Annotated in this window: 22 protein-coding genes and 1 pseudogene; 13 read left to right on the top strand and 10 right to left on the bottom strand. The window is 41.8% G+C overall.

Annotated elements, in window-relative coordinates:
* Positions 1 to 13 precede the first annotated feature (13 nt).
* From DOZ58_RS09060 to DOZ58_RS09045, 4 genes and pseudogenes are all read left to right on the top strand, one after another.
* Positions 14 to 1,309, top strand: a complete 1,296-nt coding sequence (locus tag DOZ58_RS09060; RefSeq protein ID WP_111887990.1) for a dihydrolipoamide acetyltransferase family protein — start codon at positions 14 to 16, stop codon at positions 1,307 to 1,309.
* 13 nt (positions 1,310 to 1,322) lie between these two features.
* Positions 1,323 to 2,705: a dihydrolipoyl dehydrogenase gene (gene lpdA / locus DOZ58_RS09055; protein ID WP_111887989.1), complete on the top strand. Its 1,383-nt coding sequence runs from the start codon at positions 1,323 to 1,325 to the stop codon at positions 2,703 to 2,705.
* Between the two features lie 219 nt (positions 2,706 to 2,924).
* Positions 2,925 to 4,658, top strand: a pseudogene (gene ptsP, locus DOZ58_RS09050) (phosphoenolpyruvate--protein phosphotransferase).
* 29 nt (positions 4,659 to 4,687) lie between these two features.
* Complete coding sequence (locus DOZ58_RS09045) at positions 4,688 to 4,951, top strand: HPr family phosphocarrier protein (RefSeq protein WP_111887988.1); 264 nt, start codon at positions 4,688 to 4,690, stop codon at positions 4,949 to 4,951.
* 143 nt (positions 4,952 to 5,094) lie between these two features.
* Here the strand turns inward: DOZ58_RS09045 and DOZ58_RS09040 are convergent, their stop codons facing one another.
* The 3 genes from DOZ58_RS09040 to DOZ58_RS09030 all read right to left on the bottom strand — a co-directional run bounded on the left by DOZ58_RS09040 (position 5,095) and on the right by DOZ58_RS09030 (position 7,871).
* Positions 5,095 to 5,400, bottom strand: coding sequence for a bh protein (locus DOZ58_RS09040; protein ID WP_111887987.1), 306 nt, complete (start codon positions 5,398 to 5,400; stop codon positions 5,095 to 5,097).
* Between the two features lie 73 nt (positions 5,401 to 5,473).
* Positions 5,474 to 6,127 carry a hypothetical protein gene (locus tag DOZ58_RS09035; RefSeq protein ID WP_111887986.1) on the bottom strand — a complete coding sequence of 218 codons (654 nt, stop codon included), beginning with the start codon at positions 6,125 to 6,127 and terminating at the stop codon, positions 5,474 to 5,476.
* A gap of 178 nt (positions 6,128 to 6,305) precedes the next feature.
* Complete coding sequence (locus DOZ58_RS09030; protein WP_242988651.1) at positions 6,306 to 7,871, bottom strand: flotillin family protein; 1,566 nt, start codon at positions 7,869 to 7,871, stop codon at positions 6,306 to 6,308.
* 373 nt (positions 7,872 to 8,244) lie between these two features.
* On the opposite strand from DOZ58_RS09030, the gene DOZ58_RS09025 reads away from it, so the two are divergent.
* On the top strand, positions 8,245 to 9,420 hold the full coding sequence (locus DOZ58_RS09025; RefSeq protein WP_111887985.1) for an NADP-dependent malic enzyme: 1,176 nt from the start codon (positions 8,245 to 8,247) through the stop codon (positions 9,418 to 9,420).
* Between the two features lie 94 nt (positions 9,421 to 9,514).
* On the top strand, positions 9,515 to 9,664 hold the full coding sequence (locus DOZ58_RS18540) for a hypothetical protein (RefSeq protein WP_162624486.1): 150 nt from the start codon (positions 9,515 to 9,517) through the stop codon (positions 9,662 to 9,664).
* 56 nt (positions 9,665 to 9,720) lie between these two features.
* On the opposite strand, the gene DOZ58_RS09020 is transcribed toward DOZ58_RS18540, so the two are convergent.
* The gene (locus tag DOZ58_RS09020; RefSeq protein WP_111889722.1) at positions 9,721 to 10,596 is read right to left on the bottom strand and encodes a LysR family transcriptional regulator; all 876 of its coding nucleotides are present in this window, start codon (positions 10,594 to 10,596) and stop codon (positions 9,721 to 9,723) included.
* Positions 10,597 to 10,759: 163 nt separating this feature from the next.
* Between DOZ58_RS09020 and DOZ58_RS09015 the strand changes: the two genes are divergently transcribed.
* Positions 10,760 to 11,629 carry a DMT family transporter gene (locus DOZ58_RS09015; RefSeq protein WP_111889721.1) on the top strand — a complete coding sequence of 290 codons (870 nt, stop codon included), beginning with the start codon at positions 10,760 to 10,762 and terminating at the stop codon, positions 11,627 to 11,629.
* 194 nt (positions 11,630 to 11,823) lie between these two features.
* Here the strand turns inward: DOZ58_RS09015 and DOZ58_RS09010 are convergent, their stop codons facing one another.
* Positions 11,824 to 12,771, bottom strand: coding sequence for a GIY-YIG nuclease family protein (locus DOZ58_RS09010; RefSeq protein WP_111887984.1), 948 nt, complete (start codon positions 12,769 to 12,771; stop codon positions 11,824 to 11,826).
* A gap of 206 nt (positions 12,772 to 12,977) precedes the next feature.
* On the opposite strand from DOZ58_RS09010, the gene DOZ58_RS09005 reads away from it, so the two are divergent.
* Genes DOZ58_RS09005 through DOZ58_RS08995 form a run of 3 tightly spaced genes read left to right on the top strand, consistent with a single transcriptional unit; the run spans position 12,978 to position 14,205 of the window.
* A complete protein-coding gene (locus tag DOZ58_RS09005) occupies positions 12,978 to 13,556 on the top strand; it encodes a TetR/AcrR family transcriptional regulator (RefSeq protein WP_111887983.1) in 579 nt (192 codons plus the stop codon).
* A gap of 14 nt (positions 13,557 to 13,570) precedes the next feature.
* The gene (locus DOZ58_RS09000) at positions 13,571 to 13,918 is read left to right on the top strand and encodes a VOC family protein (RefSeq protein WP_111889720.1); all 348 of its coding nucleotides are present in this window, start codon (positions 13,571 to 13,573) and stop codon (positions 13,916 to 13,918) included.
* 44 nt (positions 13,919 to 13,962) lie between these two features.
* Positions 13,963 to 14,205 carry a zinc ribbon domain-containing protein gene (locus tag DOZ58_RS08995; protein ID WP_111887982.1) on the top strand — a complete coding sequence of 81 codons (243 nt, stop codon included), beginning with the start codon at positions 13,963 to 13,965 and terminating at the stop codon, positions 14,203 to 14,205.
* An 82-nt stretch (positions 14,206 to 14,287) separates the two neighbouring features.
* Here DOZ58_RS08995 and DOZ58_RS08990 read toward each other — a convergent pair whose 3' ends face one another.
* The 3 genes from DOZ58_RS08990 to DOZ58_RS08980 are packed head-to-tail and all read right to left on the bottom strand — an operon-like array spanning position 14,288 to position 16,276.
* Positions 14,288 to 15,052 (bottom strand): hypothetical protein, encoded by a 765-nt coding sequence (locus DOZ58_RS08990; RefSeq protein WP_111887981.1) that lies wholly within the window; start codon positions 15,050 to 15,052, stop codon positions 14,288 to 14,290.
* Positions 15,030 to 15,911, bottom strand: coding sequence for an ATP-binding cassette domain-containing protein (locus tag DOZ58_RS08985; protein WP_111887980.1), 882 nt, complete (start codon positions 15,909 to 15,911; stop codon positions 15,030 to 15,032). Before DOZ58_RS08985 ends, DOZ58_RS08990 begins: the two co-directional genes overlap by 23 nt.
* Entirely contained in the window at positions 15,908 to 16,276 is a 369-nt protein-coding gene (locus DOZ58_RS08980; protein WP_111887979.1) for a GntR family transcriptional regulator, read from the bottom strand. The genes DOZ58_RS08985 and DOZ58_RS08980 overlap by 4 nt, the downstream gene beginning before the upstream one ends.
* Before the next feature lie 270 nt (positions 16,277 to 16,546).
* Here DOZ58_RS08980 and DOZ58_RS08975 point away from each other — a divergent pair, with 270 nt between their 5' ends.
* The gene (locus tag DOZ58_RS08975) at positions 16,547 to 17,047 is read left to right on the top strand and encodes a leucine-rich repeat domain-containing protein (RefSeq protein WP_111887978.1); all 501 of its coding nucleotides are present in this window, start codon (positions 16,547 to 16,549) and stop codon (positions 17,045 to 17,047) included.
* Positions 17,048 to 17,324: 277 nt separating this feature from the next.
* Entirely contained in the window at positions 17,325 to 17,735 is a 411-nt protein-coding gene (locus DOZ58_RS08970) for a heme-binding protein (protein ID WP_111887977.1), read from the top strand.
* A 193-nt stretch (positions 17,736 to 17,928) separates the two neighbouring features.
* Here the strand turns inward: DOZ58_RS08970 and DOZ58_RS08965 are convergent, their stop codons facing one another.
* A complete protein-coding gene (locus tag DOZ58_RS08965) occupies positions 17,929 to 19,284 on the bottom strand; it encodes a permease prefix domain 1-containing protein (protein WP_111887976.1) in 1,356 nt (451 codons plus the stop codon).
* Entirely contained in the window at positions 19,272 to 19,634 is a 363-nt protein-coding gene (locus DOZ58_RS08960; RefSeq protein WP_111887975.1) for a PadR family transcriptional regulator, read from the bottom strand. Before DOZ58_RS08960 ends, DOZ58_RS08965 begins: the two co-directional genes overlap by 13 nt.
* Before the next feature lie 249 nt (positions 19,635 to 19,883).
* Here DOZ58_RS08960 and DOZ58_RS08955 point away from each other — a divergent pair, with 249 nt between their 5' ends.
* Positions 19,884 to 20,468, top strand: coding sequence for a CoA pyrophosphatase (locus DOZ58_RS08955; protein ID WP_242988650.1), 585 nt, complete (start codon positions 19,884 to 19,886; stop codon positions 20,466 to 20,468).
* The last annotated feature ends 54 nt before the right edge of the window (positions 20,469 to 20,522 follow it).

Here is a 20,522-nt window from a genome sequence, read left to right as displayed (position 1 = left end):
GGAGGGAGAAAAAATGGCAGTAGAAGTATTTATGCCCAAAGCCGGGATGGATATGCAGGAAGGCACCATTATTGCGTGGCTTAAACATGTCGGTGAACAGGTTGAAGAAGGTGAAGGCCTGTTAGAGATTGAAACCGATAAGGTCACGATGGAAGTTGAAGCACCGGCGACCGGGGTGCTGTTGTGTCGCTATTTTGAAGACGGAGCGGTAGTACCCGTGGTCACCACGATTGGTTATGTGGGTAAACCGGGAGAAGTGGTTCCGGATCAGCCACAGACAGCTGGCGGTGCAACCGCCGCGGTTCCGGAAAAAACAGTAGAAAGTGTCAAAACCCCAATAGCGGCGATTACCGACGAAATAAACGGGGTAAAAACGACGCCCTATGCAAAACAAATGGCAGCAGCTAACGCCATCAATCTGAGTGCGGTGCGGCCAACCGGTCCGGCCGGGGAAATCAAAGGCCGGGATGTTGAGCGAGAAATTGCTAAATCACCGTTGGCAAAACGTATTGCCGAAGACAAGGGCCTTGATTTAAGTACTGTTACGGGTTCGGGTCACCAGAACAAGGTGATGAAAAGCGATGTGCTGGCAAAAATAGCCAATCAGCAAACTTCCGGGGCAGTTGCGGCGGTGCTTGATACTACGCCACTATCGGGAATGCAGAAGGTGGTCGGTGAACGGATGGCAAAAGCCCACAGTGAAATCCCCTGCGTCACCCAGAATACCAAGGTCGATATGACGAGTCTGCTGGCATTCAGAACACAGGTTAATGAAAACCGGGATAATAAGCTGACCATCAACGATTTTATTGTTAAGGCGGTTGCCAAAGTGCTGCACTATGATAAAAACGTGCTAGTCAGTCTGGGTGATAAAGAGATCATTCATCATCAGGATGTGAATATCGGTATTGCGGTGGCATTGGACGAGGGTTTGATTGTTCCGGTGGTGAAAAATGCTGATCAGAAAAGTCTGGAAGAAATTTCGGCGGCGGTTAAGTTATTAAGTGCCAAAGCCAAATCCGGCGGACTGATGGTGGATGACTATCAGGGGTCGACCATCTCTATTTCCAATCTGGGGATGTTCGGGGTCCATTCATTTACTCCCATTGTGAATCAGCCCAATGCCGTGATTATCGGTATCTGTTCAATTGAAGATGAGTTGGCATTGGTTGACAACCAGGTGGAAAACCGCAAAAAAATGATGATTTCACTGACCTATGACCATCGGTTAGTAAATGGGGACGTGGCAGCCAAATTTTCTCTGAAAGTACGCGATCTATTGGAGAATCCAATGGACATTCTGATCTGATGGAGGTGGCAGAATGAAAAATGGATTTGATGTCGCCGTTATCGGCGGTGGTCCGGGAGGCTATGTTGCCGCCATTAAAGCATCTCAATTGGGCGGGTCCGTGATTATTTTTGAAAAAGATGCCATTGGCGGAACCTGTTTAAACAGAGGGTGTATTCCCACCAAAACATATATTAAAACAGCGGAGTATATCAAGCATATCAAAAATGCCCGGTCCCGGGGGATTCAGATTGATGTGAGTCAGCCTGGTGTTAACATGGTGGAGGTGGTTGCCAATAAAAATGAGGTCGTAAAAAAACTGACAACCGGTGTGGCCGGTCTGCTTGACAGTAACCGGGTGAAAGTCATTAAAGGCACGGCGGAGCTGACAAAAGACGGGAAAATTCGTTGTGATGGACAATACTTTGAGGCAAAAACCATTATTCTGGCGGGCGGCTCAAAACCGCGGCTTCTTGATATCCCCGGAATCAAAAGTCAGGGGGTGTTAACCTCTGATACGCTGCTGGATTTAGAGACGGTCCCGAAAAGTCTGGTGATTATCGGTGGCGGTGTAATTGGTTGCGAGTTTGCCACCGCATTTGCAGCCTTTGGCAGTGCGGTAACGCTGGTCGAATTTACCGATCAATTGGTCAAACCGATGGGTAAAGATATTTATAAGGTTCTTAGAAAAGCCATTAAAGCCCAGGGCATTAAAACTGTTTTAAATGCCGCCGTCGCATCCATTGAGCGAAATGAAGCGGGCATGCTTGTGGTGACGACTTCGGATCAAAAAACAATAACAGCGGAAAAGGTGCTGGTGGCAACCGGACGCTGTGCTGATCTGGAATGTTTGGGTGAATTGCACGGCGCGATCGAAATGAACGGTGGATTTGTTGCGGTTGATCACGAAATGCGAACCAGTATTCCGGGTGTATTTTGTATCGGGGATATGAACGGACAGCTGCAACTTGCCCATGCCGCATCTAAAATGGGAGAGACCGCAGCAGTTAATGCCATGGGTGGGAACGAAAAGGTTGATTTGCGCTATGTTGCCAATTGTCTGTATACCCTGCCGGAAGCGGCCACGGTCGGCTTAACCGAGGAAGCGGCAAAAAAAGAGTATGATATTTCGATCGGGACTTTTTCGCTTTACGCCAACGGCCGGGCCTTGGCTTCGGGTGAAACGGACGGCTTTGTTAAGGTGATCATCGATAAAAAATATGGAGAAATTTTAGGTGTTCAGATGGTGGGTCCGGTGGCAGCAGAAATGATTTGTGAAGCGGCGCTATGCATGAGCATGGAAATAACCGCTCATGAGGTTGCCGCCACCGTTCATCCCCACCCCACCTACTGCGAAGCCTTTATGGAAGCGTGTGCCGATGCGTTGGGGAAATGCATTCATCTGCCCAGAAAATAAAGCGTTTAAAAGGTCAAACAAAGGAGTTATGATTGATCAGATCGTCAGTAATCTAAACGCATGAACCAATTTTCAGGATTCAGTACACCTCCAAACTGTGGATGTAGAACAAATCAGTTTGGAGGTGTTTTAGTAGAAAAAAACGGTTTAAAGGGTAGGGTTTATGATTTGGCCAATTGGTTCGATCGGAAATAAAGACAAAAAACAAGGAGGCCAGGCATGTTTATTAAAGAGGGCATTATAGCGGCACCAGGTATTGCCATCGCCAGAGCACTGATTTATGAAAAAGCAGATGTTAAAGTAAGTGCGGATCATTATGAAGACAGCGATGCAGAAATAAAAAAGTTTAAACAGGCGTTAGATAAAAGTCAAAGTCAATTAGAAGAAATTCGATTAAAAACAGTAAGTGAGCTGGGCAAAGAAGAAGCCGCTATTTTTGAAGCCCATGAGATGATCCTTCAGGATCCTGAGTTTGTGGAGAGTGTTAGAGCTGAAATTGCTGACAATAAGGTGGGTGCCGCTTATGCGGTTCAAATCGTGACGGATCGTCTGGTGATACTGTTTGAACAAATGAATGATCCCTATTTCAGTGCCCGAGCGGCGGATGTCAAAGATGTGGGGAACCGGGTCCGAAATAATATCTTAGGTATTGTCAGGGCCGACCTGTCAAAACTCAAGGAGGACGTCATCATCATCGCTGATGATCTGGCGCCTTCAGATACGGCCCTGATGGATAAAAGAAAGGTAAGGGGTTTTGCAACCAATATTGGGAGCAGAACATCACATACGGCGATTATGGCCCGGAGTCTGGAGATTCCGGCGGTACTTGGTTTGAGCGATATTGATCAAAAAGTGAATACTGGTGAGATGATTATTCTGGATGGGCTTAATGGCCGGGTTACCGTAAATCCGGATCGCTATCAGATTAAAGAAGCGGAAGAAGATCAGCGGAAGTATCAGGCACACTTAAAAGAACTGGAGCGTATAAAAGATCTTGAGGCCATCACGCTGGATGGACGTAAGGTCTAGTTAGTCGGAAACATCGGCGAACCGGCTGATATCCAGGGGGTTCTTAAAAACGGCGGCACCGGGATTGGTCTCTATCGAACAGAGTTTTTATACATGAACAGTGACACCATGCCAGGGGAAGATAAGCAAATGGCTGCTTATCGATCTGTTCTGGAAGCGTTCCCGGATGGACCGGTGATTATTCGCACCATGGATATTGGCGGTGATAAAAAATTGCCCTATCTCCCGTTGGATGATGAATTAAATCCATTTTTAGGACTTAGGGCGATCCGCCTGTGTTTTAAAGAAATTAAACTGCTTAAGACCCAGCTTCGCGCCATCTTAAGAGCAAGCGTCTATGGAAATGCTTATATTATGTTTCCAATGATCTCAAATGTGGATGAAGTGAGACAGGCAAAGAAAATCCTCGCAGCGTGTATGGCGGAACTGGATGCGTTGCAGATTGCCTATCGTAAAGATGTAAAAGTAGGAGTGATGATTGAGATTCCATCAGCCGCAATCACTGCCGATATTATAGCCAAAGAAGTTGATTTTTTCAGCATTGGCACCAACGATCTTTGTCAGTATACGATTGCGGTGGATCGTATGAACCAGGCGGTCTCCTACCTTTATGATCCGTTTAATCCGGCGATACTGCGTCTGGTAAAGCAAGTGATTCAGGCATCGGAGAATCAGCCCGGACTTTTTACCGGGATGTGTGGAGAAATGGCTGGCGATCCCCTGGCAACCCTACTGCTCTTGGGATTGGGGCTGCATGAGTTTAGCATGAGTGCCCTGTCGATTCCCCAGGTTAAAAAAATTATTCGCAATGTCCGCTATCAGGATGCGAAAAAAATTGCCGCAGAAGCGTTGACACTTGAAACGGGCGTTGCAGTTATGGCTCATGTTCTTGAATCGATGAAGAAACTAAAAATTGAGATTTGAATTTTTATTGCGATAAGGAGATTAGAATTATGCAAATACAAGAAGTAACGGTATTAAATGAAACAGGTATCCATGCCCGGCCGGCATCCCTATTTGTCAAGGCGGCCGGAAAATTTAAATCCGATGTGTTTGTGATCAAAGCAGACAAAGAGATTAACGCCAAAAGTATCGTCGGGGTTATGGCGGGGGGAATTACCCAGGGAACGACAGTTAAGATAAAAGCAGAAGGCGAAGACGAAGTAAAAGCAGTGGCGGAACTGGTGCAAATGATTAAGGATCGCTTTGATGAGTAGCGTTTAATTGATAAAATTTACGCAGTAAAAAAACCAGTCTGATGGTGTTACTAAACATCAGGCTGGTTCTGTTTTTTTAATTGAAGTGTGATAATAGCTGCTTAATTATGGTAGATAAGACCAGTTAAAAAAGCTTTTGAGTGCTATTTCTCCTTATATTCTTTGTACACTCGAAAAGGTTTTGAAATTACCCGGGAGGGTAAGGATTTTAAGAAAATGCTTAAATCAGCTTCCATCTCTGCCGTCATTCGGGTTGGTTTTGATAAAACGCGTTTGACAAAGTCTTCTTTAAAATGATTATTGACAAACTCCTGGTTAATCGAAATTTCGATATAACACTCTTTGCAGGTAATCTGGGAAATTTGGTCGTTTTTATACTCTATTTCATGAGGGGTATCTTTCTCACAGATTACACAAAACAAATCAGCTTCGATATGATTTGTTGGCATGTTTCTTCCTCCTTACTTCTTGATTTATTGCTTAATAGTATAACATAATTAAGCCGGTCTTAGCTATAAAATTCTAAAGTAATGTTTTATTTTTATCCCCTGAAATCGACTTGACCACATTAACATCACTGGCGACATCAAAATACTGAGTATCATACAAGCGATTTAAATAATCCTGATAATAGTCAAGCAGTGGGGGGAATGATGCGATAATTTCAAGTCTGATCTTGTTGATGTTTTCTACCGATTCATCGTGAGTTCGATCTAAATCAAGGTAGGTATTAAGGAGTGTAATGGCCGTTTCAGCATGATAACTGGCGTACTGCGGAAAAACCCGAAGTTCCTGATCTTTACAGATTTTGTCCCGAACCTTTGAAACAACCGCTTCCAGATCTTCGAGGATGGCTTCCTGGGGATAGAGTGACTCCCGCCGTTTGGCAGTTTTTAATAAACCGATTAGTTTTTGCAACCGGGCCTGTTCTTTAATCGCACGATCCTGAAGCGGTGCTGAATCGGGGCTTGCTGTAAGCGTCGATAGATCCTGGTAAGATCCGTCTGAGGGTTGCTTAATTTTTTCGGGTGATTCTTGTTTCACCCGAAAAACAACATAATAAATCAGAAAAACAAACAGGATCGTTAAAAATGCGCCTCCGATAAAGAGGGACAATTGAGCAACTGGTGAATTTTCTAAGCCAAACAACTGACTAAAAAAGGTTAAAGCGTTCACGATAGCGATACCCCCTTGTTATAAATATGGATTAATTTAATGATAAGCCAAATTACCCTTTTAAGCAAGAAAAGCACCAAAATTCGATGCTTTTCTTTTAAATTCCCGCGACCTGAAAGGGAAGAACCAAACAGCGACAGTGATAAAATACTGGAAAATTAGGATTCGTTTTTAAAAATTAGACTTCTTCGGGGTCTTCAGTGTCTTCGGTGTTGGTTTTGGAATGATCGGATTGAATCTGAGCGGTAAACTCGGTTATTAAATCCAGGTCATGCGGTTCGCTGGTTGCAGTAATGGGTGGTGTGCTTACTGGTGTTGCGGAAGAATCGGCAGGTGTTGACATTTTACCGCCTAAGAACCCGGAAATTAACGACTGCAGATTAATACCGGTGCTTTCTGAGATGCCTTCGGTCACTTGTGACATAGAATTGATGATGTCTTTGACCATTTTGGCGGAATTGCCATCACCATACATAGTGATACGATCGACGTTGTTAAGTGGCGCGGCAACATTACGGGCGACTTCGGGAAGAGCATCGAAGTACATTTCCATGATGGCGGCATCACTGTATTTCTTCATCGCTTCGGCTTTGGCATCAATTCCGGCGGCTTCGGCCAGACCTTTGGCCTTGATTGCCGCAGCTTCGGCAAAACCTCTCGCTTCGATTGCGGCAGCTTCCTGTTCTTTGGCATAGCGATCAGCTTCAGCAGCCAATCGATTGGCTTCAGCATCTTTGGTGGCAATAAACAGTTTCGCTTCAGCATCTTTTTGCTTTTCAAACAAATCAGCTTCAGCCTTTTGGTTACGTTGGTAGCGTTCGGCATCGGCAGTTTTGTTGATCTCAGCTTTTAATCGTTGTTCACGCACTTCAACTTCTTTGGTGGCTAATTCAATCTCTTTGACCTGCTTAACAATGTTGGCTTCCTGAGTTTTAGTCTCAATTGTTTTTCGCTGTTCTTCCTGCTCGATTTGGTAAGCGGCATCGGCCTGAGCCTGAGTTAGATCAGACTGCCGTTTCAATTCAGCTTTGCGGATATCCAAATCGGTATTTTTCTGGGCAATTTCCAAATCAGCTATAATTCGGGCATCATTGGCAATTTTTGCGGCTTCCGATTCGGCAATGGCGACTTCTTTTTCCGCATTGGCACGAGCAATGGCAGCGCCTTTTTTGATTTGAGATTTGTTTTCGGTCCCCAGGTCCTCAATTACCCCAGCCTGATCGCGGATCGATTGAATGTTGAAGGAGATTATTTCAAGCCCCATCCGTTTAAGATCCGGAACAGCATTCTCCTGAACCTTTTCGGAAAAGGATTTTCGGTCGGTTAACATGTCTTTTAGGTCCAGTGAGCCGATGATTTCACGGACATTTCCTTCAAGGACATCCTTTACCTGGGGAATAATGGCATCAGTTGATTGGTTTAGAAAGTTTTCGGAAGCCAGTAAAATGGCGTCCGGTGATGAACCGATCTTGATCTTTACAGCGCCATCAACCATCACATCAATGAAATTGTTGGTTGGTACGGATTCACCAGTTTTGACATCAACAGACATCATTTTTAAGTCCAGTTTGTCTACGCGTTCAAGAAACGGAATCTTGACTCCCGCTTTTCCGATGATGACACGCCGTTTAATACCAGATATGACATAGGCTGTATCTGGGGGAGCTTTAACGTAGCTCATCATTAAGATGGCAATAACTAACAATACGACAATAATGGGGATAATCAGTGTAAAAATTGACATTTGCACCTCCTGCAATATTTAATGTTGAGGTCAAAAGGATATTCGCTTTGGTGGGAATATGGCAACCGCACAGATTCTTGGAAGTGGATAATCTTTGTATGAACTCAACAAACGTATTATATAAGAGGTTGGATTCAAAGTCAAAGATTAAAAATCGTTATAGTTGTCTTGGGGGATAAATGTTATAATTTTACCAGTGCTTAATGTTAGTTGAAAGCGATCGATTGTTAGAGGTAAACATGAATTATCTAGGCAAATAAAAGAAGTTAGAGAGTCCTGGAATTATCAGATTACGTTGGCGAGTTGATTGAGAGAACAGAATAGAGTATAGAAAAAAAGAAGAAAATAAAATTGTTGGATTAAAGGAGACATGATGGGAATTCAGGAAGAAGCATTAAAATTACACGAAGAATGGCAAGGGAAGCTCAGCATTGACAGCAAGGTTCCAGTAAAAAGCAAATACGATTTGTCCATGGCCTACACCCCAGGGGTGGCAGCGCCCTGCCGAATGATCCATAAGAACAAAGATGATGTATATAAGTATACTGGAAAGGGAAATATGGTGGCAGTGGTCACTGACGGATCGGCAGTGTTGGGGCTGGGCGATATTGGTCCCGAAGCCGCCCTTCCAGTGATGGAAGGAAAAGCCGCTTTATTTAAAGAATTTGGTGGTGTGGATGCGTTTCCGATCTGTATTCCATCCCAGGATGTGGAGGTCATCATCAAGACGGTCAAGATGATTGAACCGGGATTTGGCGGGATTAATCTGGAAGATATTGCTTCGCCCAGATGCGCCGAAATCGAAAGACGCTTAAAAAAAGAACTGGACATTCCGGTTTTTCATGATGATCAACATGGCACGGCAGTGGTGGTGACAGCAGCGCTGATGAATGCCCTGAAGGTCGTCGGCAAACAATGGCAGCAGGTGACGGTAGCCATGAGCGGCGCCGGAGCAGCCGGATCGGCCATCGTCAAGATGCTATTAAATGTCGGCGTTAAGGATATTATCGCCTGCAGCAGCAAGGGCATTCTCTCAAAAGACGAAGAGTACAGCAACTGGGTTCATCAGGAAATAGCCCAGATGACCAATAAGCATCACAAAAAAGGGAGTCTTGCCGACGCCATCAACGGGGCTGATATTTTTATTGGTGTTTCGGCACCGGGTATCGTCACACCCGAAATGGTAGAGACCATGGCACAAGATGCCATAGTTCTGCCAATGGCCAATCCGGATCCGGAAATTGATCCGGAGCTGGCCATAAAAGCCGGCGCGAGGGTTGTCGGAACGGGACGGTCGGACTATCCCAACCAGATTAACAACGTCCTGGCTTTCCCCGGTATTTTCAGAGGCGCACTGGATGCCCGAGCCAGTGACATCAACGAAGCGATGAAGGTTGCTGCAGCAAAAGCCATTGCCGAGCTAATCAGTGATGACGAACGGAGTGCCGACTATATTATTGTGCCAGCCTTTGATCCCCGGGTTGGAAAGGTTGTGGCAAAAGCCGTCTATCAGGCGGCAAAGGATTCAGGTGTGGCCAGACGGAAATAATCTTAAGAAACAAAATTCAGCAATTTTGATTGTGCTGACAATGGCTAAATGTTTATAATAGATGTTGAATCAATAAAAAATAAGGAGGGAAAAAATGAAAATGAGTAAAGATGATAAAATCCGAATCATTATTGATGCCCTGGATGAGGTGATCACCATTCCGAACCATAAAGAGGAACAGATCAAAGATGTTTTGAGAAAAGCGCTGGGGACTATTGACGAAAAGGAAAGTGAAGATTATTAAACAAATTAAAAAGAAGCAGCCAGATTTGAGACTTTCATTTCCGGGGCTTCTTTTTTTTACAGTTTATTTCGATCAGGAAGGTAATCTAAAAATCGCTTAACCGCTAGTGATGCGTTTTTTTGATTTTTCATAGCTATTCCGATTCTGCGATAGGCAGGAACTTCCAGCTCTTTGATAATGATCCGATAAGGCAGACGCTGCAAAATAAGTTCTGGCAGAATGCTGATTCCCAGTCCGCTTTCCACCATTGACATAATGGCATAGTCGTCCCAGGTGGTGAAATGAGTCATTGGCTCCAAATGGTGAAGTTCAAATATTTCTGAAATTTCGGCTTTTGCTCCCTTTTCCAGAAGCATAAATGGGTCATTACATAAGGCTTCAACAGGAAAACGGTCGCAATTTGCCAGAGGATGGTTCTCAGGTAAAATAACGAGCAGACGATCCTGTTCCAAAAAAATAGTTTCCAGGCTAGGGTTTGTGGGAAGTCGAAGAAAACCGCAATCGACGCGCCCTTCCAAAATCCAACTTTCGATTTCGGTATAGTCACCGAGTAACAACTCGTAAGCGATGTTGGGATATTTTTTCTGAAAAGCTTTAATAATATTTGGAAGCCAATGGGTAGCCACGCTGGAAAAGGTTCCAATCCGAATCAAGCCAGATTCAAGACCGTGCAGTTCGTTAATCTGTGTTTGTAATTTTTCGTACTCCAAACAGATACTTTTGGCGTAAGGAAGAAGTTGGAGTCCATCGGAAGTGAGTCGCAGACCGGTATGACCGCGTTCAAGGAGTGAGATCTGCCATTCTCTTTCTAAATCGTTAATCATTCGACTAATGCCGGATTGGGAATAGTTTAATAATGTGGCAGCTTTTGTGAAGCTGCCACATTCAACGGTTTTTACGAAAGCCAGGTATTTTTGAATATTCATGATCAGGTTCACCTTCAATCATCTGGTTTTGTCATAAGCAACATGACAAGAATTCGTTTATGTAATGCTTATGTTAATGATATACTTTTATACACGGTGTTTCAAGTATTAAAAAAATGAAGTTTGAAACAAAAAGAGGAAGGGCAGGAGGCGATTATTATTGATGAAAATAAAAAGAGATTATACGAAATACATATCGGCGTTATTGCTTTTTGGCACAAATGGAATTGTGGCCAGTGCGATTTTACTGAATAGTTATGAAATAGTTTTTTTGAGAACCTTGATCGCCAGTTTATTTCTGGGTGCGATGTTTTTAATCACTAGGGGAAAGTTTAAGGGACTGGAACACAAAAAGCATCTGGTCTGGCTGTTGATCTCCGGTGGAGCGATGGGTGCAAGCTGGATGTTTTTATATGAAGGTTATGCACAAATCGGGGTTAGTATGGCAACCTTGGCTTATTATTGCGGGCCGGTAATTGTGATGGTGCTGGCACCCTTGATTTTTAAAGAAAAAATGGTCGCCACCAGAATAATCGGTTTTTTGAGTGTGTTGCTGGGGATGTTTCTGGTCAATCGCGATACGCTGATACAAAGCGGATTGACCTGGGGATTATTTTGTGGAATAATGGCGGCATTTATGTACGCTGTCATGGTGATCTTCAATAAAAAAGCAGTCAGTATAAACGGGCTTGAAAATGCGGTATGGCAGCTCTTGGCAAGTTTGGTCACCGTTGGCATATTTACGGTGATCAAACAGGGGCTGGTGATTCCTGTTACGCTTGTGGACGTTGTTCCTATTTTATTATTGGGAATCGTCAATACAGGAATCGGATGTTATCTTTATTTTTCATCAATTCAGCAGCTTCCGGCTCAATCTGTAGCCATTTTGGGATATTTGGAACCGCTTTCGGCCTTGTTTTTTTCAGCGATTTTTCTCCAGGAACGATTAACATCCATTCAGGTTGTAGGAGCGGTGTTAATTCTAGGGGGAGCAGCATTCGGCGAGTTTTGGGGCCGAAAGAAGCAAGCGGATGGCTAGTTCACGCTGAACTGAGATTGAAGATAGACGAATTTGTTCATGAAAAAGGAGGAACCAAAGTTTTTTGCTGTATGCGTTTGGTTAAAGAGTTTTGCAAAATGAACTGGCAATTGTGCAGTGTGGGGGCGATCATTGATCGCCCCCCACATTAAATATTTAATTCTACTTATACAATTGAAGTATTGCAAATTGGTTTATTTCAAAATCCACTCATCCGGCAGGGCTTGGATTTCAGAGAAGAGGATATTTTGAAAATCGACTGCTGCTTTTTCATCCGGGAAGGGGACAATAGCTGCTTTGCTTCGACAGCCTTCAGCTAAAAAAGTATCAATCGCTGCTTGGGTCAGAAGGGAAAAATATTTTTTTAACACGATTCTGCCTTTTGAGATAAAGAAAACCTTTTCGCCATCCTCAACCGGTATTTTTAAAAGCACATCTCTGGTGGTCAGGTGCTTATAATCATGAAGTATATGGCTGATATAGGTCAGACTTTTAATCAGATCCCGGTAGGTGGTGGCTCGTTCATAATGATATTGGGCAGACTCTTTATTCATGCAGATCTGAAATTGATTAAGTAAGCAGTTAAGCGTAGTGGCTTCTGAAAAAATCTGAAGCAGGGTCTGTCTGTTTTTCGAAAAATCATCAGGGTTCATGATCTCAGGCAGCGTATGATAGTGAAAATTGAAACGGTGGTTATCTTGAACAATGGGAAAGAGGTGGGTGAACATATCGATCAATGATTGGATTGCTTGTTTTCTCCGAAACGGTCCAAAGCTATAGTCTTCTCGTTCCGGAACAATCGACAATCCCTTGGAATGGGCTGAATTAGTAACTTTCAGATAGAAATACCGTCTGTCGTTTTTCATTTGCGAATTAAAGTATGGCTGGATCTCTTTAATCAGCTGACATTCCAGCAGTCGGGCTTCTAAATGGGTATCGGTGACAATATAATTGATATCATCAATGAAAAAAACCATTCTTTCAATCTTTGGTTGCTTAGGGGATTTAGTGAAATAAGATTTCACTCTTTTTTTCAGACATTTACTTTTTCCGATATAGATAATTTGACCGGCGGAATCCAACATCTTATAAACACCGGGAAGTGGTGGTATCTGGTTTAGTTTTTGCTCTAAATGGCTCATCGTTTTGGTTCCATATCATTTTTATTTTGGTTTGGCTAAAAAATATTTCGTTCTTTCACCTGCTTATACAATAACATAACAGTAGCACGTTTAACCTTGATTGGCTTAGACTATTTGATAAATTACGCACAAAAAAATAATTTCTTGACACCAGGAACATAATTAATTATAATAAGTATAAAGTCAATGAGTTTGGAGTCAGTGAAATGAAAACGAAACGTCAGATCCAAAAAGAAGCAACCAGAAAACTGATTTTAGATGCCGCTTATCAAGTGTATGCAGAGGAAGGGTTTAGTGCCACAACCAATCAAATAGCCAAGGCAGCTAATGTTTCTCATGGCACTATCTTCGTTCATTTTCCAACGGTAGATAATCTCATTAGTTGTTTACTTGAACGTTTTGGATCTGAAATTAATGAGCATTTGCATCTCCTCTCGGAAAAAGATGAAAGTCTGGAGACTTTTTTGGCGGCCCATATTAATGTTCTGATCAGTTATGAAGATTTTTATAAAAGGCTTATTTCCGAAATAAATATTTTGCCCCAAGAAGCAAAGTATGTATTCATTAATATCCAATCAGTGGTTTCGTTTCATCTTAATCAGGTGATTGAACGTGATAAGGAAAAAAAGGCAATCAAAGAAATACCGATGCATATAATTTTTAACAGTTGGTTAGGTTTGATACACTATTATCTTACCAATAACTATCTTTTTGCAGCAGGGTCAGTACTAACGGATCATAAGGATGAATTGATTTTGAACTATATAAAATTAATTAGAAAATGAAAGGAATCAATGATATGAAAGCTTATGATAATTTTTTTCTGCCTGTCGATGATTTGGAAGAAGCAAAAAACTATTGTTCTAATGTGTTAGGTTTGAAATTAAAGTTTGATTTTTCAGACAAGGGCATGGCGGCATTTAATGTTGGTGATGAAGAACCGGCGATTATTTTAAAGGAAAAGAATAAATTCCCGGATGCAAAACCGACGATCTGGTTTGTTGTGGATAATGTCAATGATGAGTACGAACGGCTTCACAATAATGGGGTTAGTTTTATAAGTAAGCCGTTTCAAATTGGAACGGGTAATGCGGTTGAATTTGAAGATTTATTCGGCAATCGATTGGGAATGACTGATTATTGTTAATGGCAGGTAATTATCGATATTAAATGATTCAAGGAGGTAAAAAGATGAAAACATGTATAGCATGCGGAATGCCAATGAAGAAAGAAAGCGACTTTGCCATGGGCGACACCAGTAAGGCGTACTGTGTCTATTGTGCAAAGGAAGATGGTTCGATGCAATCTTTTGAAGAAAAGAAGCAGAGCCTAATTAATTTCACCATCAAAACCCAGGGACTTGACGAAGCTGTCGCAGAAAAGGCGGTGGAGAATATGATGCGTCAACTGCCAGCGTGGAAAGCGTGTTTTTAGAAATAAGAACCAAACGAAAAAGATAAAAAAAGTAGCCGTGATGGTCCCAGACAAAAAGGTCAGTCACGGCTATATTCTTAGATTAATTTTTTACCCCGGCGTTTTTTAAAAGTACCCAGGTAAATCCACTTACGATAATACTTAAGATGATCAACGAGAACATTCCGATAAAGGGGTTATGGGCAGAAATACCCATAGACACGTCTAAAAAACTTAGTAGGATGGTTGAAATCCGACCGGATAAGAACATATCAATGATGGGTAAAACCACAAAGATAACAATATAAAAACCAACGATGGAACTAATTTTTAGTTTTTTATTCATGCGATAGAGTGTTACGGTAATGAAATAACCAAGTGCTTGAGCGGCAATAAATAGAACCGTCAGAAAAAGAAAACTGACAAGATATTCCAATAGACCACTAAATGAAGCGGTACCAGTGGATTGATAGATCATGCTCAACAAGCCAGAATACGCGATGCCACTTGCTGGCGATTCGATTAATTTTCCGAGCGCCAATAATAGCAGTGAAAACAGTGCCATCACAACCGCTAATGTTACTGCGACGTAATTCCGATTTACAAATAAAGATTTTCGGGAGACACCGTTTTGCAGGGCAAACAGAAAGTTCTCCTTAAAAGCGCTCAGCCCGCAAATGAAAAGAAATACGGCGGGAGCCATATCGATGCCCGTTATTCGGGTGGATTCATAAGAGGTCGATAAAGTGTTGGAAAAGGTGACTTGAATGGGAACAAGCGCCATCACGGCAAGGATGACCGCACAGAAGATTAAGACAGCATTTCGGTGATCTAAAAGCTGATATTTATAAATTGTATGTAGTTTCATTGCTTTGCTCCTCGTTGGTTAATTTAATGAATAATTTTTGCAAATCCAGACTGGTAATTTCAATGCCATCAGGCAACGTGCTCTTATTGATTGAACCGATAATAGTGGCGGTTTTTAATCCGCCCAGAACATCTTCGCCAATAACTTCCTTGTCGGCAATGAAGGTATCGACTTGCTTGATTGTGCCGGCTACGGAATATCCTTTGCTTAGTAAGGTTTCGCAGGATTCGTTCACCAATATTTCACCGTTTTTGATAATCATGACATACTCAAGCAGATTAGCAATTTCTTCGATTAAATGGGTGGAAATGATAGCAGTGAACGCATTATCGCTATACTTTTTTATTAACAATCGATAAAATAGTTCCCGATGATTGGCGTCGAGTCCTAATACCGGTTCGTCAAACAAGACATAGGGGGTATTGACAGAAAGGGCGATGATGATTTTAAAAATAGACGTGTAACCAGTCGACAATGACCGGATTTTTTTCTTGGTATTTAGTTTAAATTGCGTGGCTAAGTTGTGCGCATAGTCCAAATCAAAATCCTTGAAAAATTGTTTCGTCCACTTGAATGCTTCGTTACAGGTCATGCTCTCGGGATACAGATTTTTTTCGGACATCAAATAAATCAGGCCTTGGATCTGATCATTTTCGGAGCCAGCTAGACCATCAATGGTAATAGTGCCGCTGTCGGCAAAGAGACGATTGGTGATAATATTGAGTAGTGTCGATTTTCCGGCACCGTTTCGACCCAATAATCCATATATTTTGTGGGGCTCAAAAGTCAGGTTTACCTGATTTAAAGCTAACGTATCCCCAAATGTTTTTGTCACATCATTTATTTCTATTCCGTTCATTCCTGATAACCTCTTTCTACCATTCCCAATATTTCTTCATTGGTGATACCTAATTTTTTTGCTTCCTCGATGAGTTTTTTAATATAATGATCGAAAAATAATTCTTTGCGTTTGTCCCGCAGTTTTGAAACCGCACCGGGAGCGACAAACATGCCAACACCCCGCTTCTTAAAAATAATGCCCTCGTCAACCAGAATTGAGATGCCCTTAAGGGCCGTGGCTGGATTGATTTTATAACTGACCGATAATTCAGTTATGGATGGAATCTGACCGCTTTCCGCAAATGCTCCAGTTAAGATGGCGTCTTCAATGCCATCGGCAATTTGAACAAAAATCGGTCGTTCATCGTCGAAATTTATTTGCAAAGGGTTACCCCCTTTCGTGAATGTTAGTTAGTTGGTCGACTAACTAACTATGTTACTATTGTAAGGCCGGGTTGCTTTTTTGTCAATACCAATTTTATCAACAGTGAAATTTAGGCATGTGCGAATCCGATTAAGGGTGTTTTTTTAAAACCTTTTTATGCTATACTCACAAATGAAAGCCAATGTGCGTTATCCGCTAGCTGATTAATGGTTTATTTTGATTTTGGGCGGAGAACGACAATTTAAAGCAAATGAAGAGGGGAAAAGTTAATGTACGAATATTATTATAAAACACAGGATTTTGGGATGTGCCTGATGGAAGGAAAAGGATCTGGGGAAGAAGCCATCATTCCTACTGATCGAGATATTCTAATTGTTGGTGATGACATCTTTAAAGGGCACAAAGAATTGGTACGGGTAGAATTTCCCGATACCGTCATTGAGATTGGCGGTTTCGTTTTTGACGGGTGCGAAAATCTGAAATTTGTCAAGCTTCCTGCCAAGCTCAAAGATTTCTGGCAATATGCCATGACCCGATGCGGTATTGAAGAAATTGATATACCGGGAACAGTGGAGCGGATCGCGGCTTTTACATTTAACGAGTGTATGCAATTAAAAACGGTAAAAATTAATGAAGGAACAAAAAAGATACTGGCCTGGGCATTCAAAGATTGTGTTAATTTAACGGACGTCTATTTACCCGCTACCATTGAAGAAATCAGTGAGAAAGCGTTTGAAGGCTGTCCAAAAGTCGTGCTGCATCGGAAATGAATATCATAAAGTGATGTTTAAAATATGATCATATGTTAGAAAAAAGAACACGAAAATGCTTAAAAATTAAGCATCGCAGGACGAAAAGCATCGAAAATAGGATAAAAAATTGTCTTTTGAATTGGCATAAAAATTGCGATACATTTAGGTTAAGCATTCATTTAGAAATAAACTGCTGATTAAAAACTGTTGATATGGGTATAAATAAATATACTTGAATTGAATCAGAAAAGCGAAATGTAAAAATGGATGTTTAACTAAGAAAGTGGAGGAAAAAATGACTAAAACAGGGAAATTATTAGAAATGGCCAAAAAAATGGCAGAAGCGGCTGCTGAGAAAGCTATCCAAATTGATGTGCCGATGGTGATCGTGATTTGTGATGCGGGTGGAAATATGGTGTTATTTAACCGGATGGAAGATTCATTGTTAGCCAGCATGGATATTGCTACCAATAAAGCTTATACAGCAGTAGCCCTTAAAATGAGCACTGATACAGCGGCAGATCTTGCCAAAGAATCGGGTCAGCTTTTTGGGATTGCATCTTGTGACAAAGGTAGAATGGTGGTATTTGGGGGTGGTTTCCCAATTGTTGAAGATGGAAAAATCATTGGCGGGATCGGAGTCAGCGGCGGAAGCGTGGCTGAAGACATGACCGTCGCTCAAGCAGGACTGGATGTCCTAAAATAAATCTTAAAAAGGCTTAGCTGATCCAGTTCAGCAGAAATCTAAATTGGTATCTCGTCTGCAATTGCGGGTTTGATCCGGTTGATTAAGAAAAATTAAAAAACAAATTTGAAGTTAAAATGACCAGTTACCCATTCGGGCAGACTGGTCATTTTTGATTGAGAAATAAATCCAACGATTTGGTTTGCTGGTATTATTAATTAAAACCAAAAATAATCGGGAAAATAAAGGCAACGACAGCTAACCAGATCGCAAAAATGTAAAGATAGGTGGTCTGCCAGTTTTCGATTTTAATAAAATCTATTTTTTTTAGAAAAAAGCGGCCATACAACCAGGCCAGTCCTCCCAGATTAACGAGTAGAATTAAATTTTCTCCCAGTGCAGCTAGTTTATTCGGTGTTATCCCAAAGGTGGATAATCGAATCAGGATGGCTGATAAGGCTATCGCATCGATAATCATTGCCGCAACAATCAGAGCCATATTCAGATAATCAAAAAGCCTGTTTTTAGCATAGGGATTTCGGGCCGAAATGGTGTAAAGAACCAGGCCGAGAACCAATGCCAGCATAAAGTCAAAGGCGATCAGATAATCTCTTTCCATAAAAGGGCTGCTCCCGGATACGACCAGGACCAGCAGGAAAACAATCATAATGATCAGGAAAAGCGGACTGAATATTTTGGCCAGAATCGGAGCAAAATTCTCGACCACGCTTTTCTTGGTCTCGACCAGATAGACAGTAATCATGGCCACTGCTGCGGCGCCATAAACAATTAAATAATTTTGTATAAACCAACTGGCATCAATTTGAATAGCGAAAAAAATCGCCTGGGTAAACATCGCTAAAACGATGAGACCACAGAAAATAAGGGTGCCGTAAATCACGGATTCACCGGTAAACCGAATGAAATTCATCCGTCCCTGGCTACTGCGCCAATCCGAACCGATATAGGCAACTCCGGTGATTAGCCACAAAAATAGTGGCAGATGTAGGGCGGTCAATAATTCGGTATTATTCGGCGAATGCGAAGGATAAAGGTTGATCAGGATGGCCGCACCGGCAAAAATGCCTAGAATCACGGCAATCGTTTTTAAATTGGCTTTATTTTTATACAGAAAAAACAGAGCAATTAATGGCAGGATGAAAAAACTCAAATTTTTAAAATAAAACAGTTGATATTGAGGATCATTGAAACTGTAGCCTAAAAGTTCGGGAATTTTGAAAAAAGTACCAGCCAAAAAAGAAAAGAGAATAATCAGCCCGATATAGCGCTGATTTTCGCTCGAAATCCCAGTGGGTTCGGGTTCTAACATCAATTGCTTCCAGAGGTTTTCGGTATTTACTTTTGAATATTCCCGAGAAACCGAATGGGTATCGCCAAAACGTTTAACACTGATTAAAAAGGCCTCTTCCGCTGATAATCCGGTGTGGATCAGATCGTCGATCTCATCGTGCAGATGACTTTCCAATTCGATAATGTCCGTTTCCTTAAAATGTCCCTGACTTCGCAGACAGTCACTCCAAGCACGGATGTTTTTTTCTAAATCAAACATGGCAAGCAGTCCTCCTTGTTCATAATTTCAAACCAGGTTTTCGAAAGTGCGGTATGGATAATATCCCATTGTTTCTTTTGTACTTCCAGTTCAATCAGTCCTTCCTCTTTTAGTTTATAGTATTTTCGCTTCCGTCCACCATCTGAATTATTCCAATAAGACACAATAAAATTTTTTTCTTCAAGACGATGGAGCACCGGATAGAGCATCCCCTCGGACCAGACTAGCTCGTCTCCGGTTAATTCTTTAACTTTTTTGATAATTGCGTAGCCATAACTGTCGTTCTCCTTTAATATCGATAAAATAAAGGGCGTTGTAGAGGCTGCAATTAAATCTTTTGATACATTCATTAAGAACCTCCTATATACATAGATCTATTAGGTATAAACGTATTATACATAGAACTTCTAGGTAGTGCAAGTCTTTTCTGCAATTGACAACATAATATTTAACGGTTGTTAATTTTCAAGGATGTCATTCTATGTTAGAATAGAGTCCGTAGAACGATGCAAATAGAGAATTGTCAGTGTGGTATTTCAAGTAGATGAGTTGAGGTAAAAAAATTGGAGCAAAATAATTTTTATAAGCGGCGACCGGGAATGATTGGTGAAAGAAATTTCAGTCAGTATGCGGTTCTGGTAGTTTTATTAGAAACCGAAGAAGGCCCGGCATTTCTTTTTGAAAAACGCGCAGAGACATTAAATCGTCAGCCGGGAGAAATCTGTTTTCCGGGGGGGCGGCTGGAAGAAGGTGAAACACCTTTGGAAGCAGCAATTCGCGAAACCATCGAAGAGCTGCTGGTTGATCGTCAGCAAATCGAAATACTGGGACCCGGTGATGTTTTCATATCGCCGTTTAATTTTATTGTTCATCCCTTTATTGCAATTCTTAGGGATTATAAGTATAGTTTCAGTCGAGAAGAAGTTAGCGAAGTTTTTACTGTGGCAGTGCGTTTTTTTGAAGAACATGAACCTAAAAAGTATCTCAATCATCTGAGTCACGAGCAACCCGGCGATTTTCCCTACGAGTGTATTCCCGGTGGAAAAGATTACCCTTGGGTTAAAGGGACTTATGAGATAAATTTTTATACCTATCGAGATGATGTGATTTGGGGGATGACAGCGGGAATTGTTGAGTCTGCCGTAGAGTTGGTAATCAACTACTGTTTATTAAAGGCAATATAAGGGGAAAGAAGGAAGTCTACTAAACTGCTGATTAGTATTCTCACAATGATGACG

It is taken from the genome of Acetobacterium sp. KB-1, from assembly GCF_003260995.1.
GTDB lineage: Bacteria > Bacillota > Clostridia > Eubacteriales > Eubacteriaceae > Acetobacterium > Acetobacterium carbinolicum.
This window is presented reverse-complemented; position numbering and strand designations above follow the sequence as displayed.